Here is a 20,382-nt window from a genome sequence, read left to right on the forward strand (position 1 = left end):
CTGTAATATCCCGAGCTGAATTGTTGTTATGTGGATCAAGCTATTCTGGGAATCGATTTTGTCTGGGATAAACTGTTACGACAAACAATTAATCTTACCGTCAAGGGTAAGAAAAAATTGTCTTATAGACTATTTAACAGAATAGGGGGGGGCTGAAAAATTAGCTTTCTGAGGGCGCTGGTGTTGGCTCTGTATTGTCTGCCTGTGCTTCTGCTCTAAAGCTTTCCAGATCAAAGCGGCCTGGGCATGGCAGATACGGTGTAATTTGAGCATATAGTTTTTCAAGACTTGTCTGATGCTCTGCACTGAGTACGGCTGACCAACTTAGCTCAACGGCCAGTGACCAGAGTCGACGAAAGCGCCAGCGTAGATCAGCCAGTAGCTCACCAATTTCAACCAACTCAATGTTGTCATTAGTGTCAGGATTTTTCTGGCTCCACTCTAGCCACTCCTGTAAATGATCTGACCCTAAACCTGCGGAGTCTTGCACCCAACGCAACTGAGCAATCAGATCAGTGATGCCTCTTGCTAAACGTGAGCGAGGATAGTGAGTGGCGATGTCATTTATCTCTGCGGCAACTGAAAATAATGCGCTTACTTGCGTATTGTCAGAGGTAATTTTCTTAAGGTCTGGCTTTAAGTCTGGGTCTGATGTGATATGGGAGGAGATATGCGGGTCTTTTAACAAACCTAAAACAGTATCAGAGAGCTTTGTGCCAAATGTAGCCGGATTAACCTCTAAAAAAGGAATCCAGGCCTGTAGGCTTTTACGACCGTACTCAGGATCAAAATAGATTTCAAAAAGCTGGTCGCTCAACGCCACAATGGAGGCTAGCCAGTTAATTTGCTTGCCAGCTTTAACGGCTGGATAGCCAGACCGATCAGATCGCTCATGGTGATCCGCTATGGCATCTAGGGTATCTAAGTCATAAATTTTACGGTTTTCTAGGATAATACGTCCGACAATAGGGTGTGTCTTCACCGCACGCCATTGTTGATAAGTTAGGCTATGCCTTGCTGTGGCTGCTTCAACCTCTATATGCATTAAGCCTATATCATGCGCTAAGCCAGCTGAAAATGCCGAGAAAAAAGAATGGCTTGGTACATTCATACGCTTAGCAATTAAGGGCGTAAACCAAGCAGAGAATAAACTGCGCTGGTAAACCTCTGGCATCACTCTGCTCATTACAGTTAAGCGCTGTAAGATTTGTGATGGAATTGGCTTGGTGAAGAGTAATTGGCGTAGTGTAACCTCAAAATCCATCTGTTGATGGAGCAAGTTTAACTCTGAGTTGCTCTCAACCAGCTCTAAAATTTGATTGAGAATGTCATAAACAGTCAACGAATTTGAGACGTGAATGGTTTGATCCAGCTCTTTTTTCAACTGATGCTGAATCAGTAATCCGGCGACCTTTTCGGTAATAGTGGCACCTTTAGCCAGCAATAATACCCCTTGGTCATTGTAAATATTTTCAGATGCTTTGGCAGCGTTGGTTTCTTCCACTTTGGCAAGATGGTTGACGTACTCATCTGTTTGATTGAGTTGATATTCAGTCGACACATCGGCCATCAAGAAAACCCCTGAAAATTGGAAGCGCAAACAACGTATTATCGCGCAAGGACAGTCTGCATCATAACAAATACAGGCTATTTGCAAAGCGCCCGTAATTTAATAGTGTTTATTAAATCTTACATTAACGAGTGTTAATTTCTTGTAGCGCTGTTGTTAACGTTTTATAACGAAATGTAAATCCATGCTCCAGTAAACGTGCAGGCACTACATTTGCCCCATTCAATAGCATTTCTGCCATCTCACCCAAAGCTAGGTTCAGTATAAATGCAGGTACAGGTAGCAGTAGCGGTCGATTTAATGATGAGGCTAAAACTCTACTGAAGACGGCATTGCTGACAGGGTGTGGGGCAGTGGCATTAACCGCACCATCTAAATCTTTTTGCTCTATTAGGTATTGGATAATATTGATCAAGTCCTCTCGGTGAATCCACGGCATATACTGTTGCCCTGAACCTATTTTTCCGCCCAATCCTAGTTTAAAAATAGGTAACAAGCGACTTAACATACCGCCATCATGGGCCAGTACCAATCCCGTTCTAAGCAAACAGGTTCTAATGCCCATTGTGTTTGCCGCCAACGCTTCAGCTTCCCACTGTAGGCAGAGTCGATGGGCAAAATCATCATGACAAGTTCCAGATTCAGGCACAGGCTCACTGCCGTGAGCACCATAAATACCTATAGCAGAGCCGCTGATAAATACTTTGGGCTTCTGTACCACTTGCTGCATATAGTTAATGAGTTGGCGAGTAGGGCTAATTCTGCTGTCTAACAGTAGGTTTTTTCTAGTCTCGCTCCAGCGTGCATCCGCAATTGGCGCACCTGCTAAGTTGATAACAACATCCATAGGCTGATTAAGCCAAACCATGGGATCTTTAGCTGCCATAACAGGCTGTCCAAATAAGTGATTGACCTGATCTGGTTGTCGACTAATCACGTATAAACTGTGGCCTTGAGCTAAAAAGTGCTGGCATAGTGCTTTACCGATAAAGCCTGTACCACCTGAAATGAGTATGTTCATGGCTGATCCTGCCCTTAAAAAGAGAGTTGTAATAAGTCTCTTATAAGTCAGTATCGTCTAGATTGGATCTTTTTGTATTGGAAATACATTACGCTGTTATTGAGTTTATTATGATAAATCAACCTAAACGACTATTGGTTTTACTTGCGCATGGTAGCCGAGACCCTAAGTGGCAGGAGCCATTTCAGCTGATTAAACAGCAAATTCAAGCCAGTCAGTCGCTACCTGTGATATTGGCCTATATGGAGCTTTGCGAGCCATCGCTGGCGACTATTGCAGAACAGATAAACCCAGAGCAAACCTGCCAGATAGACGTATTACCGCTATTCTTTGCTGCGGGTCGGCATTTAAGACAAGATGTTCCTCAGCAAATTGAACAGCTTGAGCAGCAATATCCACAACTGACGATTAAGCTACATCCCCCTGTGGGCGTACATCATAAATTGGTGCAGGCTTTGGTAGAAGTTGCCCTAGATTTAGATGCAAACTAACTTTATCTATATACGTACAACTTGATGTGAAGATGTGAATACGAAAAAGCCAAGTTAAAACAAATGGATCACCTAAATGATGGAGTACCTGACTTATGCCATACAGTTTTCCAGAACATAAGATTCAACTGGGTATTAGCCAATGTTTATTGGGCGATCAAGTGCGCTTTGATGGCGGCCATAAACAAGCACATTACTGCACTGATATTTTAGGTCGATACGTCAGTTATTTGCCGATCTGTCCTGAAATGGGTGCAGGTATGGGTAGTCCTCGTGAGCCTATTCGACTCGTGAATCTTGATGATGAAATTAGAGTTCGAGGCACACGCAGCGACCATGACTATACTGAAGTGCTAACGCAGTTTAGTGAGCGCGCGGTACAGAGGCTTGAGCAGATTAGTGGTTATATTCTGCTAGGAAAATCGCCCAGCTGCGGTATGGAACGGGTGAAAGTGTATCGTAGCAATGGCTATCGTTCAGATATCTCCAGTGCTGGGGTTTTCGCAGAAACGCTGATGAAAACTTATCCACACCTACCTGTGGAAGAAACAGGACGCTTAAATGACCCTGTTTTGCGTGAAAGCTTTTTAACCCGTGTTTACGCTTATAGCAGCTGGCAACAATTGGTAAAAGACGGTATTACCGCCAAAACACTGCTGGATTTTCACACTCAATATAAACCGCTGTTGATGGCGCACAATCAGCAAGACTACCGCACCTTGGGTAAATGGTTAGCAGGGGTTAATAAGCAGAATGTGGCGCAGATGGCCGATGAATATTTACCGCAGTTTATGGCGATATTAAAGCAGCCAGCAACCCGTAAAAACCACACCAATGTTTTGATGCATATGCAAGGCTATCTTAAAACAGCACTGAATAGCACTGAGCGACAGATGTTAAGCAACACCATTGACCAGTACCGTACCGGATTGATTCCGCTGATTGCGCCTTTAGTGTTAATGCGTCACTTATTTGAAGTGCACGGCTGTAGTTACAGCGGTAACTTGCGTTACCTATTCCCCTATCCAGAACCTTTGGCGCTACATGATGCAGGTTAAAACCCTTGTTTGGTTTCGTGCCGACTTACGCTTAGATGATAACCCCGCGCTGTTTAGTGCCTGTCAACAGGGCGGGGTTATAGCCTGTTTCCTGCGACCTAAACAGCAGTGGTTACAGCATGATTGGGGGTATAACCGTATTCGTTATACCGAGCGTTCGGTGCTTGATCTGCAAACTGAGCTACAGCAGCTTAATATTCCACTGTTGATATTAGAGGCAGATGATTTTCGGCAGCAGGGCAGCCTATTGATCAACCTTTGTCAGCGTTTGGGTATCGCCCAGTTATTTGCCAATGAAGAGCCTGAGTTGAACGAGCGCCAGCGGGATTTAGGTGTTCAAAAAGCCTGCTTAGAGCAAGGCATTAGTTGCCAGTTTTTTCATGATCAAAGCTTACTGCCATTAGGGCAAGTTTTAAAACCCGATGGCACAGCGTATCGGGTTTACAGTGCTTTTCGTAAGCAGATTGTGCAGCGTATTGAGCAACAGCCAATACAAAGTTTACCTGCACCTAGCATACAGAATAAGCCTGAGCTTAATTGCCTGTTAGATGGCTTGCCGCTGATTCAATTACAACCTGAGTTTGATGTGATTCAGCAGCGCTGGTCAGCTTCTGAACGAGAGGCTCTAAATCAACTGGAGTGTTTTACGGGTGAGGCTATTGGTCTGTATGAGGTTCAACGTGATTATCCTGCAAATGAGCAGGGTACGAGCCAACTTTCTCATTATTTAGCCACAGGTAAACTTTCTATTCGCCGCTGTTGGCTTCAAGCGCAGCAGATTAAAATCAGTAATCCGGCGCAAGCGGCCTCTGCGCAATGTTGGCAAGATGAACTGATTTGGCGTGAGTTTTACCGGCACCTCTTAGTGCTAAACCCTGAACTATGCCGCTACCGTGCCTTTAAACCTGTCACAGAGCATATTCAGTGGCGACAGGATGCCGAGGCGTTGACGCGCTGGCAGCAGGGGCAAACGGGCTTCCCACTGGTAGATGCTGCCATGCGCCAACTGCTGACAACAGGCTGGATGCATAATCGGCTGAGAATGTTAGTGGCGGTGTTTCTCAGCAAGTATTTACTGATCGACTGGCGGGAGGGTGAACGCTGGTTTATGCAGCATTTAATTGACGCTGACTTAGCCTCAAATAACGGCGGCTGGCAATGGGCGGCTTCGACAGGCACTGATGCAGTGCCTTATTTTCGATTACTCAGCCCCTACCGACAAGCAGAGCGCTTTGATGGTCAAGGCGAGTTTATCGCACGCTTTGTACCAGAGTTGGCCCATCTACCAGCCAAACAGCGTATTCAGCCCAAGGGCTACGTAGAAAATTATCCCGCACCAATGACAGATCTTAAAATAGGTAAAGACCGAATGATGGCGCGGTTTAAAGCACTGCAATGAGTCATCATATTTCTGCCATAACGTTGTCATTTTTGTTTAACAGATCAAATGCCTAATGGGCGTATCCAATGACGGAAATTTTTTTGATCGGTTAGAAAGGTGACGACATGATGACTTCGAACACTCAATGTCTTGATCTTAGTTTGGATAATGAAAAACAAAGAGTGGGTCTAAAACGGTCAATCGAGCTGAATCAGGGCTTGATTGACCACCTTTTAGAACTGCAAAGCAGACTTAAAGTTTGTCGAGTGACCATCAAAAGTAATGCGGATTTGCTGAAACGTAGAAGAAAGCGCAGATTACTCAGTGCTGATACGGCGTTGTGTGTGACTGCTTAAGTGCTGCAGCTAACCGCATGCACTCTATCCTCAAGACATAAACCCAAAATCCGACCACACACCTGCCTGACACTGCTGAGTATTTTCTAGAACAATGATGATTAGGTTAAAAGCTTTTTAAGCTCGGCCAACTGTTCTGCTAGCGGTGTTTGTCCACCTGAGTGCTGTACTGTTTTTGCAGCGCTGTCTAACGCTTCTAACTCATTGGATAAGTGTTGGTACGCGTTGCTCTGTTGTTGCTGTTGCTGTTGCAGCTGTTGGTTTTGCTCAGACAATTGATTCAACGCGCTGCATAGCCCTTGTACAAGTTGCTGCGTATTGGTGATTTGATCGCTACTGCTTTGTACTTTGTGTTGGCTCGACTGCATCGCCTGGTCTGTTGCATCAATGAATTTCTCAATTTGTGCAATACGCTGAACAATTTGCTCCGTTGCTTTTTGCGTTTTAATGGCCAGTTGACGTACTTCATCTGCTACAACTGCAAAACCTCGTCCAGAATCTCCAGCTCTTGCGGCCTCAATCGCAGCATTTAAAGCCAGAAGATTAGTTTGGTCTGCCACTTCGGTAATACTTTGTACAGTCTGTGCGACTAATGCGGCCTCAGCTTGTAATAGCTGTATCGTCTCTGCGGCTTGTTCAATATTTTGGTTCAGTTCACCAATTTGTAAAACACTGGTTTTAACACTCTGCTCACCCTCAATAATGTGAGTTTGCGCGCTACTGAGTTGTAAACTTAGAGATTCGAATTGATGTTCTATTTGTGCAGCATCATGCAGTTGATTTTGAGCAGTTTGCACAATTTTTGATAAAGGCGGTGTTTTATCTTGGTGTTTGGTAGATTCAAGATGAGATTGCTCAATTTTGTTAACAGTGAGTGCGACTTTTTCTGCCACTATTCGTTGGTCATTCTGAAGTTGCTCAAGTTGTAACTGTTGTACTTGTAAGGCTTGATCAATAATGCCTATTTCATTGCTATGAGAAAGCTCACTTTGATTAGCTGGCGCTTTATCAACAATCGCCAGCGCTTTACAAAATAGCTGCTTCAATGGCTGAAGGAGTGCGTTTTGCGTTGCAAGTGCTATAAAACCAAAACAGCCGACTAAGAATGCCAATAGGTTGCGATCTTCGACAAAAAAAATACAAATTAAAGAAAATAGAGTGGCTAACAGCGTAGAGATTAAAGTTCTGCCAAAGGCACTGTGTAGTTTTCTGCCTGAAGCTCTTTTCTGTGAGGCTGATAAAGATTCGTTCATAATGCACCCTGTGCTCTGATTTGCACTCGCATGGCTTGGCGGCAATCGCCAAGCTTTTTGCGTTCCACTAAAACTTAAAAAATTATATCAGAGCTAGCTCTATATACTGCCTATAAAATTGTCCTAGGTGTGGTTATAGCCACTTTGTGAATATTTATTAAGCTTGCAAACGTGCAATATCAGCACGCAACAATTAGACTATGCCCGATTATTTATGACAGAAATCGAATAACAACCACTGGATTTTTTCTGTGACCAAGCAAAATTCATACAGCCGTGAAGAATTGCTGCAATGCAGCCAAGGGGAGCTTTTTGGCCCAGGTAACGCTCAATTACCTGCACCAAACATGCTTATGCTAGACCGTATTGTGAGCATCACTGATGATGGTGGTGAGCACGGTAAAGGCGAAATCATCGCTGAACTGGATATCACGCCTGATCTTTGGTTCTTCGCTTGCCACTTTCCAGGTGATCCTGTAATGCCGGGTTGCTTAGGCTTGGATGCAATGTGGCAGCTGGTAGGTTTCTACCTTGGTTGGATTGGCAACCCAGGTAAAGGTCGTGCGTTAGGTAGCGGTGAAGTGAAGTTTACGGGGCAGATTTTGCCAACTGCGAAAAAAGTGACTTATAAAATCACGATGAAGCGTGTGATCTCTCGCAAACTTTGTCTGGGTATCGCAGACGGTTCTGTTTCTGTTGATGGTCGTGAAATCTATACCGCAAAAGATCTGCGTGTAGGTTTGTTTACTTCAACAGATAACTTCTAAGTTCTGAGGGCATAGCATGAGACGTGTAGTTGTAACCGGTATGGGTATCGTGTCCTGTCTGGGCAATGATGTGAGCACTGTGCTTGAGTCTTTGCGTTTAGGTCGCTCTGGCATCAAGTTTAACGAAGAGTATCGTGACCGTGGTTTTCGCAGTCATGTGTCTGGCTCAGTTAACATCGACCTTGATGAACTGATTGACCGTAAATTAAAGCGTTTTATGGGTGATGCTGCCGGTTACGCTTATCTGTCTATGCAGCAAGCGGTTGCAGATTCAGGCTTAGCTGAAGACCAAGTGTCGAATGTGCGTACAGGTTTGATTGCGGGTTCTGGTGGTGCATCCTCTGCTGACCAAGTAGAAGCCGCTGACATTTTACGTGATAAAGGTTTGCGTCGTGTAGGTCCTTATCGTGTGACTCGCACTATGGGCAGTACAGTATCGGCTTGTTTGGCCACCCCTTTCAAAATTAAGGGCGTGAACTATTCCATCTCTTCTGCTTGTGCAACCAGCGCCCACTGTATTGGTGCTGCCGTTGAACAGATCCAACTGGGCAAACAAGATGTGGTGTTTGCAGGTGGTGGTGAGGAAGAGCATTGGACTCTGAGCTGCTTGTTTGATGCGATGGGCGCCTTGTCAACGCAATACAACGAAACACCTGACAAAGCCTCTCGTGCTTATGACGCAAACCGTGATGGTTTTGTGATCGCAGGCGGTGGCGGTATGCTCGTGCTAGAAGAGTTAGAGCACGCGAAAGCCCGTGGTGCAAAAATCTACGCCGAAGTCGTGGGCTATGGCGCAACCTCTGATGGTTACGACATGGTGGCACCTTCTGGTGAAGGCGCACAGCGTTGTATGCAACAAGCGATGTCAACTGTAGAAGGCGATATTGATTACATCAATACCCACGGTACTTCTACACCTGTGGGCGATGTAGCTGAGCTGAAAGCGGTACGTGCAGTGTTTGGTGATAAGTCTCCAGCGATGAGCTCAACCAAATCGTTGACAGGTCACTCTTTAGGCGCAACTGGCGTACAAGAAGCGATCTACAGCTTGCTGATGATGCAAAATGATTTCATCACGGCTTCTGCTAACGTTGAAACCTTAGATCCTGAAGCGGAAGGTTTGGATATCGTGACTCAGATCCGTGAGGGCGTGAAACTGAACCGTGTGATGTCAAACAGCTTTGGTTTTGGTGGCACTAACGCAACACTGGTGTTCCAGCGTTACGAAGGCTAATACACCTAGCGTTTTAGCTTCAAAAAAAACCGCATCTGATTAGGATGCGGTTTTTTTACGCCTAGAGAATGTATTGATAGGTCATCAGTAAGTATCAGGATATTGCGCTCGAATGGCGTTGATTTGATCCAAATTGGCCAAGAACAGATCCACCAGTTCAGGATCGAAATGTCTACCTTTCTCTTCCTCCATCAACGTAAGCACCTTCTCAAGCGGCCAAGGCTCTTTGTAGCAACGTTTATGGATTAAAGCATCAAACACATCGGCAATGGCGACTATACGGGCGTAAACATGAATATCTTTACCGGAAAGCGCTTTTGGGTAACCCGTGCCATCAAAGCGTTCATGGTGTTGTTCAGCGATGATAGCCGCCGTGTGTAACAGTGGGCGTGTTGAACCCGCTAACATCTCTGCACCTAAGCGAGCATGAGATTTCATTACTTCCCACTCTTCACCCTCTAGTTTACCTGCTTTGAGTAATACTGAGTCGGGAATGCCAATTTTACCTAAGTCATGCATAGGAGAAGCTTTTTTCAGCAACAGTGCCTCTGATTCACTAAGGCCATAAGCTTTGCCTAAGATGTAGCTGAACTCAGCCATTCGCACCACATGGTTAGCGGCTTCTTTTGAGCGATTCTCGACTACATCACCTAGGCGGTGAATCAGTTCTGCTTGAGTATCCTCAATCTCTTTATCAAGCAACAGATTCTCAAAGGCGATACTGACGTTGGTTGAGAAAATATCTAGTAACTGTTGATCAAGTTCATCTATGTGGTTAACGCCTTTGATATAGAGCAGGGTCACCTTGTCTTGCTTACTAGGGAAGTAGCCAATAAAACTGCCATCAATGACTTGGCTTTTTTGGCTTTGCATCACTGTATGAATGCGTTGAACCACTTCTGCTGGCATTTCTACACAGCCTTGTAGGCTGCCTGTTGAGGCCAGTATGTCTAGATCATCCGAGTTACGGCCTTGCAGGCCAGAGAGCCCATCCATCTGTAACAGTGCACTATCTTCGCTAATATGCAAAAGCGAGGCTATTTGTAGTAGTAAACCACTGGCAAATTCTTTTAGTGAACGCTGCTCAAATAAACTCGCAGAGGCATGTAGAACACGTTCTAGACCTTTACGGCTACGGATTTGATAACGGCGCGCTTCATCAACTAACTCTATATCACGGTAGGCGCGTAAAGCTGCATAAGTTGTGGTGAATAGTTTGTTATTGTCGAGTTCGGTTTTTTCTTTGTAATCATTGATATCATATTCGACGATGACTCGACTTTCTGGTGCTTGTCCGGGCTGACCTGTACGTAACACGATGCGAGTGAATTGATTACCAAGATCTTCGCGTACATGTTTGGCTACTTGTAGGCCTGCGTCATCAGTTTCCATCACAACGTCTAAAAAGATCACGGCGATATCATGATGTTCTGCCATGATCTGTTTGGCTTCAGTACCTGAATAAGCATGTAGAAACTCAAGGCCGCGATCATTCAGACGGAATTTGCGCAACGACATTTTAGTAACGGTATGAATGTCTGGCTCATCATCAACAATCAGTATTTTCCACGGAGGTAACTGATCTTCAATTATGACAGCGTCTTCTTGCTTAAATAGCATCCTGATACGCCTCCTAAAATATTGCTTACAGATTACTAATCTATAAACCAAATTAACTTATATCACCAGCAAATAGGGGAGAAATGCTGTAAAAAAACGAATTAATTATTATTTGTTTATCAATATTGCTGGTATTTTTTTATTTACAAAACAAAGGCTAACACTGCTGGTAAAGTTAGCACACTGGCAAAGTTACCGAGTAGTACAATTGATGCCACTCTTGCAGGCTCTTGTTGGTACTGCTCAGCTACCATGTAGTTCAATACGGCAGGTGGCAATACGCTAAAAATTAGCAGTACAGCTAGCTGTTGGCTATCAAATGACCAAATTAGGGTTGCCAAGCCAGCCATAAGCAAGCCCGATAATGGACATAGAATTGCGCCTGTAAGACCAATTTTCCAGTCAGACAAATCAACAGAGAGTAAACGTACACCTAGTGTGAATAGCATCAATGGAATAGAGATCTGTCCTAGCATATCCATTGGAATGGCAATAGGTTGCGGTAATGACCACCCCATCAAACTGAATGTAAAACCTAAAATAGTCGCTTGTACCACGGGCATTTTCAACATAGCGCTGAGTTTGGTTCTGTGGTCAAGAATATAAATCCCCACACTAAAGTGCAGTAACATCTCAACAATAAACACCATTACCGCAGCAGGCAGCGCAGCTTCACCAAAAGCCAGTACAACAAGGGGGATACCCATATTGCCAGAGTTGTTAAACATCATCGGCGGGATAAAGGTTTTTAAATTCCAGCCTAAAAAACGCACCAAAGGCAAAAGGATAATACCGGAACCTAAGACCACTAAAGCAGCAGCTAGCGCCAAATCTTGATAGGCAACCAAGTCAAAGGACTTATCGGCTAAAACTGAAAATACCAACGCAGGTACAAACACATCCATATTCATGCGGTTGGCGGCAGAAATGTCGGTATGCTTCCAGCGACCATAAAATGCACCAACAGCGACAACTGCAAATAAAGGGAACACGGTTAACATCAGTTTTTCGATTAACACTATCAGATCCTTGCGAAAGAGTGCCAAGTGGCCAAAATCCAATAAGGGAGCTAATAGCTCCCTTATTGGGTTAGGTATATTAGGTTTTATTAAGCAAGGATTACTACTGATCGTTTGGTACTAGTAACACAGGAACCTTACTGTGCAGACTGATTTGTTGCGCGGTATCGCCTAGTAGTTTTTGTCCGAACAGACCATGATGGCTATGCGAACCAATCACAATCAGATCTGCTTGCTCTTTTTCAGCCGTTTTCAGTACCAGTTCAGCAGGATTAGCTTCTTGTACCACTAACTTAACTTGCAGCTGCTCTTCTTCTGAAAGGTGAGCCAACTCTTCATCACGAAAGCGTTCAACACGTTGCTGCATGCTATCTAACACGCGCGCCATGCCTTGCTCATGAATTTCAGATAAAGCTTCCTTCGGTAGATAGTGCTCAATAATCGCATGGCCAAACTCACTCACAGGTTCTAGCGCATGTACCATGATGATACGGGCTTGATAGCTGTGAGCGAGTTTTACCGCATGACGAAACACTGGCCTTGTATTCGCGCCTAAAGTGGTTGCGTATACAATGGTTTTAATTTCCGGAAGCATAAATCACCTTTTCAATCACAGAGTACTTGGGTTAAGTCTTAACTAGGTACGGAAGCGTTTAATTAACACTTCCAGTTGTTCTGCACGTTTATGTACCGCTTGGCTTGCAGATAGAATACTGCTGGTAGCTTGGTGATTCTGGTTGATCTCGGCGGAGATACCGTCCATGTCACGTGCCATTTGAGCAGTGGTTTGCGCCACCTCTTTTACAGCAGCCATAATTTCTTGCGTTTGCCCTGCGGCATCACGAGTTTGTTGTTCGATCTCTCGCACAGCTACCACTGCCTGATCACCCAGCATACGGCCTTGCTCAACACGTTCTTTGCTGCGGCTCATTGCGTCTATCAGTTGGCGAGTGTCTTTTTGAATCGCTTCAACTTTGTCGGTAATCTCGGAGGTGGCTTTTACGGTTTGCGAGGCCAGCGTGCGCACCTCGTCGGCTACTACAGCAAAACCGCGCCCTGCTTCCCCAGCACGAGCAGCTTCAATAGCAGCGTTCAACGCCAATAGATTGGTTTGCTCTGCCACGCCCACGATTAAGTCGATCACCATGTCGATCTCTTTAGAGCGTGAACCCAGCTGTTCAACTGATTGACTGGTATCTTCAACCACTTCTGCTACGTCGGCGAGAGCTTGAATGGCTTGGCTGATTACTTTCGCACCTTGGTGGGCAGTGTTAAAGGCTGCCTGAGCGGAGTCACTGACGTGTTGAGTGGTTTCCGCTACTTGGTCAGCTGTCGCGCTAATTTCCTCTGTAGCGGCTACTAGAGAGCTGCTCTTGTCGCTGATCAATTGGCTACCTTGTGCAATTTGCTGCACCGAGAGATCCATCGCATCTGCGGTTTGTTTTAGCTCGGCATTACTCTGTACCAAGTGGCTGATCACATCGTGCAAGCCATCCGTCATGGTATTGGTCGCACGTGCGAGCTGGGTAAATTCATCATTTCGATCTGCTCGCAGATCCATTTTGCTGGTGAGATTACCCGCAGCAATCTCATTTAATGCGGCAATGGTGCGATTCATGTTGCGCGTTATTGACAGGGCAACTGATGAAACAATTAAACCAATTACAGCAGCAAGTACTAAGCTACCCAGCATAATTGACCAGCGTGCAGCTTCTGCCGCTGCTTTTGCATTTGCTTGTGCCGCGTTTAGCAGGTTGCTCTGTAGATAGTCTGCGCTACTCTGAATATGTTTAGAGACTTGCTCACGAGATTGCGTCAACTGTTGATCAAGTAGCGCCATACTTTGGCGTAGGTTGATCACCTCTTTCAGCGCCGTCTCATATTTATCAACAAAAGGGAAAAAGATATCGTCAAAGGCCATTGCCTGAATATCTGTACGCAGTTGCTTCAAAATATTAAGCGTAACGGTTTTATGTGCATCGTCAGGATAAATCATGAAGTCCTTTTCCGCTGCACGTACTTCTCTTAGGCGCGCACCAAAAGAGCCAAATACTTCAATTTCACTCATTAAGGCTGCGGCTGTTTTTTCCGCTTGGCCTAATGCACCAGATTTTGTATTCAGTCCTAATGATTTACGTAATGCTACCCAATCTGCCAGTTGATTGAGGTAAGGGGTTAGTGCGGCTTCAGCATCGGCTAATAGGGCTTTTGCTTTAGGATCTTGTAGCTGGTTTTTAACACCTGCAAGCTGTGCTACAGCCGTTTGTTTTAAGCCAATAATTGTGCTGTCAATCTCGGCTATATTTTCGCTGCTTGCACTGTCACGCTGCTTGGCGAACTTTAACAGCTGTACCTCTAGTGAGGAGACTGTCTGTGCATTTTGCCCTAATTGGCTTACACGTTCAGAAGCAGCGGTCATGCTGTTCAAGCTTTGAATGGCATATAAACCCATCGCTCCAAATCCTAGTACAACTACTAGGACTACAGCGATCAGTTTTTGACGCAATGAGAGGTTCAAGCTCATGGTCAGGGCTCCTAAATCTTCTTGGGAAGAGTATTTTTGTAATTATTTAAAGGTAGCCTTTGCTATGTAAAGCAAAGGCTACCGAGCCGTGTTCTGTCCATAGACCTGCAGTTCCCTGAACCGAAAAACCTTAGGCTTGCTTTAAGTTGTTCAGCGCTTACCTTCACTGAGACGATCAACTAAATAGATGATCGACTGGTAAGGGATTCCGCTGTGTTCGCTTAAGCCGATTTCACAGGTGCGGCTGTTGGAATAACCTTGTTCACAACCTACAACTGCGGAAGGTAAATCTTTTAATGCTGAGGCATTCAGTTCAGGGTGAGTGAATCCTTTATCACCCGCAAAACCGCAACAGGTAATATCCGGCGGTATGACAACCTCTTTGGCACATGCGTTGGCCAAAGCGATCATTTTGCTGGCCAGTCCCATTTTGGTGGTGCTGCACGTGACATGCAGGGCGATACGCTCTGTTTTTTGCTGGATCGTCAGGCGAGGCAGAACAAAGTCATGAATAAACTCAACTTGTTCATAAAGACGCAGACGGCTGTCCAAAGTGTCACGCATTCGCATCAGGCAGGGACTGGTGTCGCAAAACACCGGATAGCGCCCGTTATCGGTTGCTTTCAATAAAGCTTGGTTCAATTCTTCCGCTTTTGCATTAGCAGTTTCAAATTGACCTTTACTTTGGAATGGCATACCGCAACATTGAGCACCTAACGCCTCTGGAAATAGTACGCTGAAACCCGCTTTATTGAGCAAGCTCATCGCCACTTCTGGAGTTGACCTATCCTCACCTTGATTACGGGCTGCCCCCATAATACGTGTGGCACAGCTGGGCAGATAAACCACTTTGTCCCCCTGAAGACGAGGCGGTTGCTGCTGTAAGACTGTTGCCATTTTTGGTGCGGCTTTGGGCATAGAAGGAGTCCACTGCTGCACTCGGTTTCCCGAGAGTTTGCGGGCAGTGCTTGTCATTGCTGACATGGCCTTGCTACCCACAACGGCATGTATTCCATCCGCCACGTTTAGCATGATGCGAGAGGTATTTGCAACCCCCTCGAAGTGACTGCCCAGCCACGCAGCAGTGCCTGTATAAGCTTGACTTCGCTCATGACGTAGGCTGCGGGTTAAATCTCCCGTATTAATACCAACGGGGCATTGCATTTCACAAAGGCCGCAACCCGCACAGGTGTCTACCCCTTGGTAGGCGTAATCGTCCGAGAGTATTTTCAAGCGACGAATGTCCTCGCCGCTGGCTTCTAAGCGTTTAATTTCTCGCTGCACCACAATACGTTGACGTGGCGTTAAACTCAGATTGCGTGAAGGGCAGGAGGACTCACAAAAACCACATTCGATACATTTGTCCACCAACTGATGCGCTGGCGGTAATGGCTTCAGGTTTTCTAAATGTAGATTAGGGTTACGGGTCAGAATGACATCTGGGTTCAGCAAGTTCTCAGGATCAAAAGCGGCTTTTAAAGCCCACATCAAGTTGTAAGCGTCTTTGCCCCATTCTAACTCGACAAAAGGCGCCATATTACGGCCAGTGCCGTGCTCCGCTTTTAGGGAGCCTTTGTATTTCACGGCCACCAATTGCGCCACTTCATCCATCAAGTGCTGATAGCGTTCAACCTCTTTGGGATCATCAAAGCCTTGAGTGAAGACAAAATGCAGGTTGCCCTCTAAGGCATGTCCGAATAATAGCGCTTCCTGATAGTCGTATTTTTGGAACACTCGCTGTAGCTCAAGCACACCCTCTGACAGCTGCTCGATAGGGAAGGCGACGTCTTCAATAATCACGGTGGTGCCAGTATTGCGCACCGCTCCAACTGCTGGGAACAACCCTTTGCGTATTTTCCAATACAGGGCATAAGTGTCCGCATCTTCTGTAAATTCGACGGGGCTTAGCGTGGGAATACCGTGCAGAGCCTGATTCACTTCCGCCAGTTTCTGTTCTAATTCGCTACGCTCAGAGGCGCGCACGTCCACCAACAGGGCGGTTGCGTCGCTGCCTAAAGTCTTTAATAACGCTGGCATTCCGGCTTTATCTTCAACCGCACGTAAACCCGCACGGTCAATTAACTCCACCGCTGCGACAGGCGTGGGTTTCATGGCGACTACAGCACGGCAGGCGGCTTCCATATCAGGGTAGAAGATCAAGGCTGCGGCTTTGATCGGGTGCTCGACGACGGTTTTATAGGTGACCTCGCTGATAAAGCCCAAAGTGCCTTCAGAGCCGATCATCAGGTGCAGCAAAATATCAAATGGATCGCTGTAATCGACCAAGCTGTTCAGGCTGTAGCCTGTGGTATTTTTCAGGCGGTACTTATGGCGAATCAGGCTGGCAAGCTCAGTATTGGCGCGAGTTTCCTCTCCTAGCTGTTGTAAACGCTGTAATAGCTCACCATGCGTTTGAGTGAAGGCTTGACGGCTTTCAGGATCGGCTGTGTTCAGCAAGGTGCCGTCCGCCATAATCACTTTCATGCTTTCAACGGTGTTGTAGCTGTTTTGTGCCGTGCCACAACACATTCCACTGGCGTTGTTGGCGGCAATACCGCCAATCATGCAGGCATTAATCGAAGCGGGATCGGGACCAATTTTACGCTGAAAAGGGGCTAGCAATAAGTTGGCTTTACCGCCAATGATACCGGGTTGAAGCGAAACACGATGGCCGTGATCATGAATCTGATAACCGCGCCAGTTACTGCTCAGTTGAATCAGCACAGAGTCCGTCACCGCCTGACCTGACAAACTGGTGCCTGCCGCGCGAAAGGTCACAGGTAATTGGTGCTGGCGGGTAAGCTGCAACACACGGCTGACTTCCGCTTCATTATCCACTCGTACCACCAGTTGGGGAATTAAGCGATAAAAGCTGGCATCCGTGCCATAGGCAAGAGTCCGTAACTCGTCATGGATCAGACGCTCTGGCGCGATAAACTGGCAGAGTTCGTTATACAGTGCGCGGTATTGCTGCTTCATGGTGATGGCCTCGCCTGACAAAACACCCTTTTTTGGGTGCAACCGACCACACAAAGGTGCTTTGTATCTGCTCAGCACCTTTGTGGTCGATGTTTAAATCACAATAAAATAGGTTTAGATCACTGACGAATCAGTACAATCAACTCTTTTGGTCCATGTACCCCGTAAGCCAATGTTTGCTCGATGTCTGCCGTTTTTGACGGGCCAGAAATCAGCAGCGCATTGGTGGGCATGCCTGCACTGGCCCAACCTTCACTGACAATCACTTCATAGAAGGTGTTTTTCAGTTGGTGGGCATCCAAAATGGCAAAGTGAATAGGCGGCACTAAGGACATTAAACGGGGTTGATCCTGATCCGGCCAAAGCACTAAAGAGCCTGTTTCTGCAATCGCGGCACGTACATCTGTAACGGCACCGTCGATACCTGAGAACAGCTCGGCTTTCCACTCGGTTACGGGTTGGTCATAACTGCGTAGTTCTGGCAGGGTCTCTGACCAGTCTGCACGAATCGCTTGACCCACTGCGGCCTTTTGCGGCACTAACAGATCGCTTAAACCTTTGGCTTGCACCAATGTTTTCAGGGTCTCAAGCCAGTTGTCTTGGGTGACGCGATGTACCTCTGCGTGTACGGATTCGATCTTCTGTTGGAACAGGTCAATCTTTTCTTCATCCGACCACTGTTTGTTGCTGACGACAGAGAAATCACTGGTTGGAGCAGTGAGTGCGCCATCTCGACGATGACGCAGGCGGCCTAAAATGGCATTGCGTGCTTGGCTCATTAGGCTTCTCCTTCCGATTTCTGCTGTTCTTTTTGCACTTTGGCTTGTGCCAGTTGGCGCGCCTTTACTTGTTCATGCAGCGTTGAGGCCGCCAATTTGGGTGCGGTACGACAGTTCGTCCAAGCACCTATTTTGTTCGGCATCAGCCCCTTAAATACTGTCGCAGCCCCTGTACCGATTCGATACAAGCCACCATGCTTGTGCATTTTGGCCCAACCTTTCCAGATCAGGGTTTCGGTGGTGTTACGTTTGCTGCCACGACCACGCACCATAGAGTTGTCATGCTGTTTGTCGCCCGCTACAGACTCTTCGCGCAGACGTACCAATAGTTTTGGAATCGGGATGCGCACAGGGCAAACTTCACCACAAGCCCCACAAAGTGTTGAGGCGCTGGGTAGGTCTTTTGCATCTTCAAGCCCTACCATGTGTGGCATTAAGATTTTGCCAATCGGCCCTGGGTAAGTGTAACCATAGGCATGACCACCAATGCGGGTGTACACCGGACAATGGTTCATACAAGCGCCACAACGGATGCAACGCAGAGTGTCGAGCAGCTCATCATCTTGATAGATGTTCGAGCGACCACTGTCGACCAACACCAAGTGCACTTCATCAGGGCCATCCAGCTCGCCTTCTTTACGCGGGCTAGAGATCATATTGAAATAAGTGGTGATGTGTTGACCTGTAGCGGAACGTGTCAGTAGTGACAACAGGGGCGCGACATCTTCTAAGTTTTCCACCACCTTCTCGATGCCCGTTACGGCAATATGCACAGGGGGCACTGTGGTGGTGAGGCGGCCATTACCTTCGTTTTCAACTAGACATAAAGTGCCCGTTTCAGCGACGGCAAAGTTAACGCCAGAAACCCCAACGTCGGCTTTCTCAAAGCGTTCACGCAGTTGTTGACGGGCTTCTGCGGTAAGATATTCCACATCACGGGATTTATTAGTGCCCGTTTTTTCATGCATCAGATCAGAGATCTGATCGGTGTTTTTGTGAATCGCAGGCATGATGATGTGCGACGGGGTTTCATCCGCCAACTGCACAATGTATTCACCTAAGTCAGATTCCAACGCATCAATACCGTGTTCTGCAAGGTAGTGGTTCAGCTCCATCTCTTCGCTGACCATCGACTTACCTTTAATCACGCTTTTGGCATTGTGACGTTGGCAGATCTCTAAAATAATTTTGCAGGCTTGATCACCATTTTCAGCCCAATGCACTTGAATGCCTTGAGCAGTTAAATTCGCTTCAAGTTTTTCAAGCAGCTCAGGCAGTTTGGCTAAGGCGCGCAGCCGAATCGATGCCGCCAGATCGCGCATCTTTTGCAGATCATCATCGGACGGAAAAGCCGCCAAGCGTTTATCCATCAAACCATCCATCGCCTTACGGAAGTTGGCGCGAATTTGAGGGTTGTGGATCGCTTCATGCACCCGTGGGTGGAAGCTCTGGACAGGATTATGACTCATTGCTGCGTCTCCATAGGAAACTGGCGATGTGTTCGCCTTTGACTTCTTGTACCAGCCCTTGCTGCGCTTGGAATTCGTTTGCGCCCATAATATTCATTAAGCAACCACAATCGCCTGAAACCAGTTGTTGTGCGCCTGTGTCGGTGATGGCCTTCACCTTATCGTTGACCATCGCTTCTGAGATCTCTGGATGGCGCACAGAGAAGGCACCGCCAAAACCGCAGCACTCTTTAATACGGGCTTGCTCCACCACTTCCACATTGCCCATTTTTTTCAGCAACGCAGGGCCAACTTCACCTAAGCCCATTTCACGACGGGCGCTGCAAGAAGTGTGCATCGCCACTTTGATTGGTTCGCCTTTGTCTTCAATTTGCATGTGGCAGACATGCAGCAAAAACTCGGTCAGCTCATAGATGCGGCTGGCGACATTCTCAGCCAGTGCGGCCTCAGGTTGGCCTGCAAACAACTCGGGATAGTGTTCGCGCATCATCCCCGCGCAAGAGCCTGATGGCAGGACGATAGGGTAATCTTGGGGGAAAAGTTTGAGCTGCGCCGCCGCCACTTCACGAGCTTGGTCGTGATAGCCTGAGGTATAAGCGGGTTGTCCACAGCAGGTTTGATCTTGAGGGAATATCACCTCAATACCTTCGCGTTCTAGTAATTGAATACCCGCCATACCGGCTTCTGGATAAAACATGTCAACCAAGCAAGTGCCATAGAAGTACACTTTCTCAGGTTTTGGAGGATAAAGTTTGATGCTGCTCATGGGCGACTACTCATCATATTGCACGGTCTGCACGGATTGAGGCTTGCGTGGGTAAACTCACGCACTTAACTGTGCCGGAGAGGCTCCGGCACTCA

The 20,382-nt window shown here is 46.7% G+C and carries 17 protein-coding genes; 6 read left to right on the plus strand and 11 right to left on the minus strand.

Annotation, left to right across the window (positions count from 1 at the left end; all coding sequences use genetic code 11):
• Nucleotides 1-160: 160 nt before the first annotated feature.
• On the minus strand, nt 161-1,570 hold the full coding sequence (locus B5D26_RS09730; protein WP_078745546.1) for an HD-GYP domain-containing protein: 1,410 nt from the start codon (nt 1,568-1,570) through the stop codon (nt 161-163).
• Nucleotides 1,571-1,694: 124 nt separating this feature from the next.
• Nucleotides 1,695-2,591, minus strand: coding sequence for a TIGR01777 family oxidoreductase (locus tag B5D26_RS09735; protein WP_078745547.1), 897 nt, complete (start codon nt 2,589-2,591; stop codon nt 1,695-1,697).
• Between the two features lie 110 nt (nt 2,592-2,701).
• Between B5D26_RS09735 and B5D26_RS09740 the strand changes: the two genes are divergently transcribed.
• The 4 genes from B5D26_RS09740 to B5D26_RS09755 all read left to right on the plus strand — a co-directional run bounded on the left by B5D26_RS09740 (nt 2,702) and on the right by B5D26_RS09755 (nt 5,877).
• Nucleotides 2,702-3,082 (plus strand): sirohydrochlorin chelatase, encoded by a 381-nt coding sequence (locus B5D26_RS09740; RefSeq protein WP_078745581.1) that lies wholly within the window; start codon nt 2,702-2,704, stop codon nt 3,080-3,082.
• A gap of 95 nt (nt 3,083-3,177) precedes the next feature.
• Nucleotides 3,178-4,140 carry a YbgA family protein gene (locus tag B5D26_RS09745; protein ID WP_078745548.1) on the plus strand — a complete coding sequence of 321 codons (963 nt, stop codon included), beginning with the start codon at nt 3,178-3,180 and terminating at the stop codon, nt 4,138-4,140.
• Complete coding sequence (locus tag B5D26_RS09750) at nt 4,127-5,539, plus strand: cryptochrome/photolyase family protein (protein WP_078745549.1); 1,413 nt, start codon at nt 4,127-4,129, stop codon at nt 5,537-5,539. The genes B5D26_RS09745 and B5D26_RS09750 overlap by 14 nt, the downstream gene beginning before the upstream one ends.
• Nucleotides 5,540-5,646: 107 nt before the next feature.
• Nucleotides 5,647-5,877, plus strand: coding sequence for a hypothetical protein (locus B5D26_RS09755; protein ID WP_078745550.1), 231 nt, complete (start codon nt 5,647-5,649; stop codon nt 5,875-5,877).
• 101 nt (nt 5,878-5,978) lie between these two features.
• Here B5D26_RS09755 and B5D26_RS09760 read toward each other — a convergent pair whose 3' ends face one another.
• Nucleotides 5,979-7,130, minus strand: a complete 1,152-nt coding sequence (locus B5D26_RS09760) for a methyl-accepting chemotaxis protein (RefSeq protein WP_078745551.1) — start codon at nt 7,128-7,130, stop codon at nt 5,979-5,981.
• Between the two features lie 251 nt (nt 7,131-7,381).
• Here B5D26_RS09760 and fabA point away from each other — a divergent pair, with 251 nt between their 5' ends.
• Nucleotides 7,382-7,897, plus strand: a complete 516-nt coding sequence (gene fabA / locus B5D26_RS09765) for a 3-hydroxyacyl-[acyl-carrier-protein] dehydratase FabA (protein ID WP_078745552.1) — start codon at nt 7,382-7,384, stop codon at nt 7,895-7,897.
• Nucleotides 7,898-7,913: 16 nt separating this feature from the next.
• Nucleotides 7,914-9,131, plus strand: coding sequence for a beta-ketoacyl-ACP synthase I (gene fabB / locus B5D26_RS09770; RefSeq protein WP_078745553.1), 1,218 nt, complete (start codon nt 7,914-7,916; stop codon nt 9,129-9,131).
• Between the two features lie 84 nt (nt 9,132-9,215).
• On the opposite strand, the gene B5D26_RS09775 is transcribed toward fabB, so the two are convergent.
• The 8 genes from B5D26_RS09775 to B5D26_RS09810 all read right to left on the minus strand — a co-directional run bounded on the left by B5D26_RS09775 (nt 9,216) and on the right by B5D26_RS09810 (nt 20,287).
• Nucleotides 9,216-10,751, minus strand: a complete 1,536-nt coding sequence (locus tag B5D26_RS09775) for a DUF3369 domain-containing protein (protein ID WP_078745554.1) — start codon at nt 10,749-10,751, stop codon at nt 9,216-9,218.
• 143 nt (nt 10,752-10,894) lie between these two features.
• Nucleotides 10,895-11,770, minus strand: a complete 876-nt coding sequence (locus B5D26_RS09780; RefSeq protein ID WP_078745555.1) for an AEC family transporter — start codon at nt 11,768-11,770, stop codon at nt 10,895-10,897.
• A gap of 103 nt (nt 11,771-11,873) precedes the next feature.
• The gene (locus B5D26_RS09785; RefSeq protein ID WP_078745556.1) at nt 11,874-12,365 is read right to left on the minus strand and encodes a universal stress protein; all 492 of its coding nucleotides are present in this window, start codon (nt 12,363-12,365) and stop codon (nt 11,874-11,876) included.
• A 42-nt stretch (nt 12,366-12,407) separates the two neighbouring features.
• Complete coding sequence (locus B5D26_RS09790) at nt 12,408-14,294, minus strand: methyl-accepting chemotaxis protein (RefSeq protein ID WP_078745557.1); 1,887 nt, start codon at nt 14,292-14,294, stop codon at nt 12,408-12,410.
• A 150-nt stretch (nt 14,295-14,444) separates the two neighbouring features.
• On the minus strand, nt 14,445-17,273 hold the full coding sequence (locus B5D26_RS09795) for an FAD-binding and (Fe-S)-binding domain-containing protein (RefSeq protein WP_078745558.1): 2,829 nt from the start codon (nt 17,271-17,273) through the stop codon (nt 14,445-14,447).
• A 119-nt stretch (nt 17,274-17,392) separates the two neighbouring features.
• A complete protein-coding gene (locus B5D26_RS09800; RefSeq protein WP_078745559.1) occupies nt 17,393-18,052 on the minus strand; it encodes a LutC/YkgG family protein in 660 nt (219 codons plus the stop codon).
• Entirely contained in the window at nt 18,052-19,521 is a 1,470-nt protein-coding gene (locus B5D26_RS09805) for a LutB/LldF family L-lactate oxidation iron-sulfur protein (protein ID WP_078745560.1), read from the minus strand. Before B5D26_RS09805 ends, B5D26_RS09800 begins: the two co-directional genes overlap by 1 nt.
• Nucleotides 19,511-20,287 carry a (Fe-S)-binding protein gene (locus tag B5D26_RS09810; protein ID WP_078745561.1) on the minus strand — a complete coding sequence of 259 codons (777 nt, stop codon included), beginning with the start codon at nt 20,285-20,287 and terminating at the stop codon, nt 19,511-19,513. The genes B5D26_RS09805 and B5D26_RS09810 overlap by 11 nt, the downstream gene beginning before the upstream one ends.
• Nucleotides 20,288-20,382 lie beyond the last annotated feature (95 nt).

This window comes from Oceanospirillum multiglobuliferum, from assembly GCF_900167095.1.
Lineage (GTDB): Bacteria > Pseudomonadota > Gammaproteobacteria > Pseudomonadales > Halomonadaceae > Oceanospirillum > Oceanospirillum multiglobuliferum.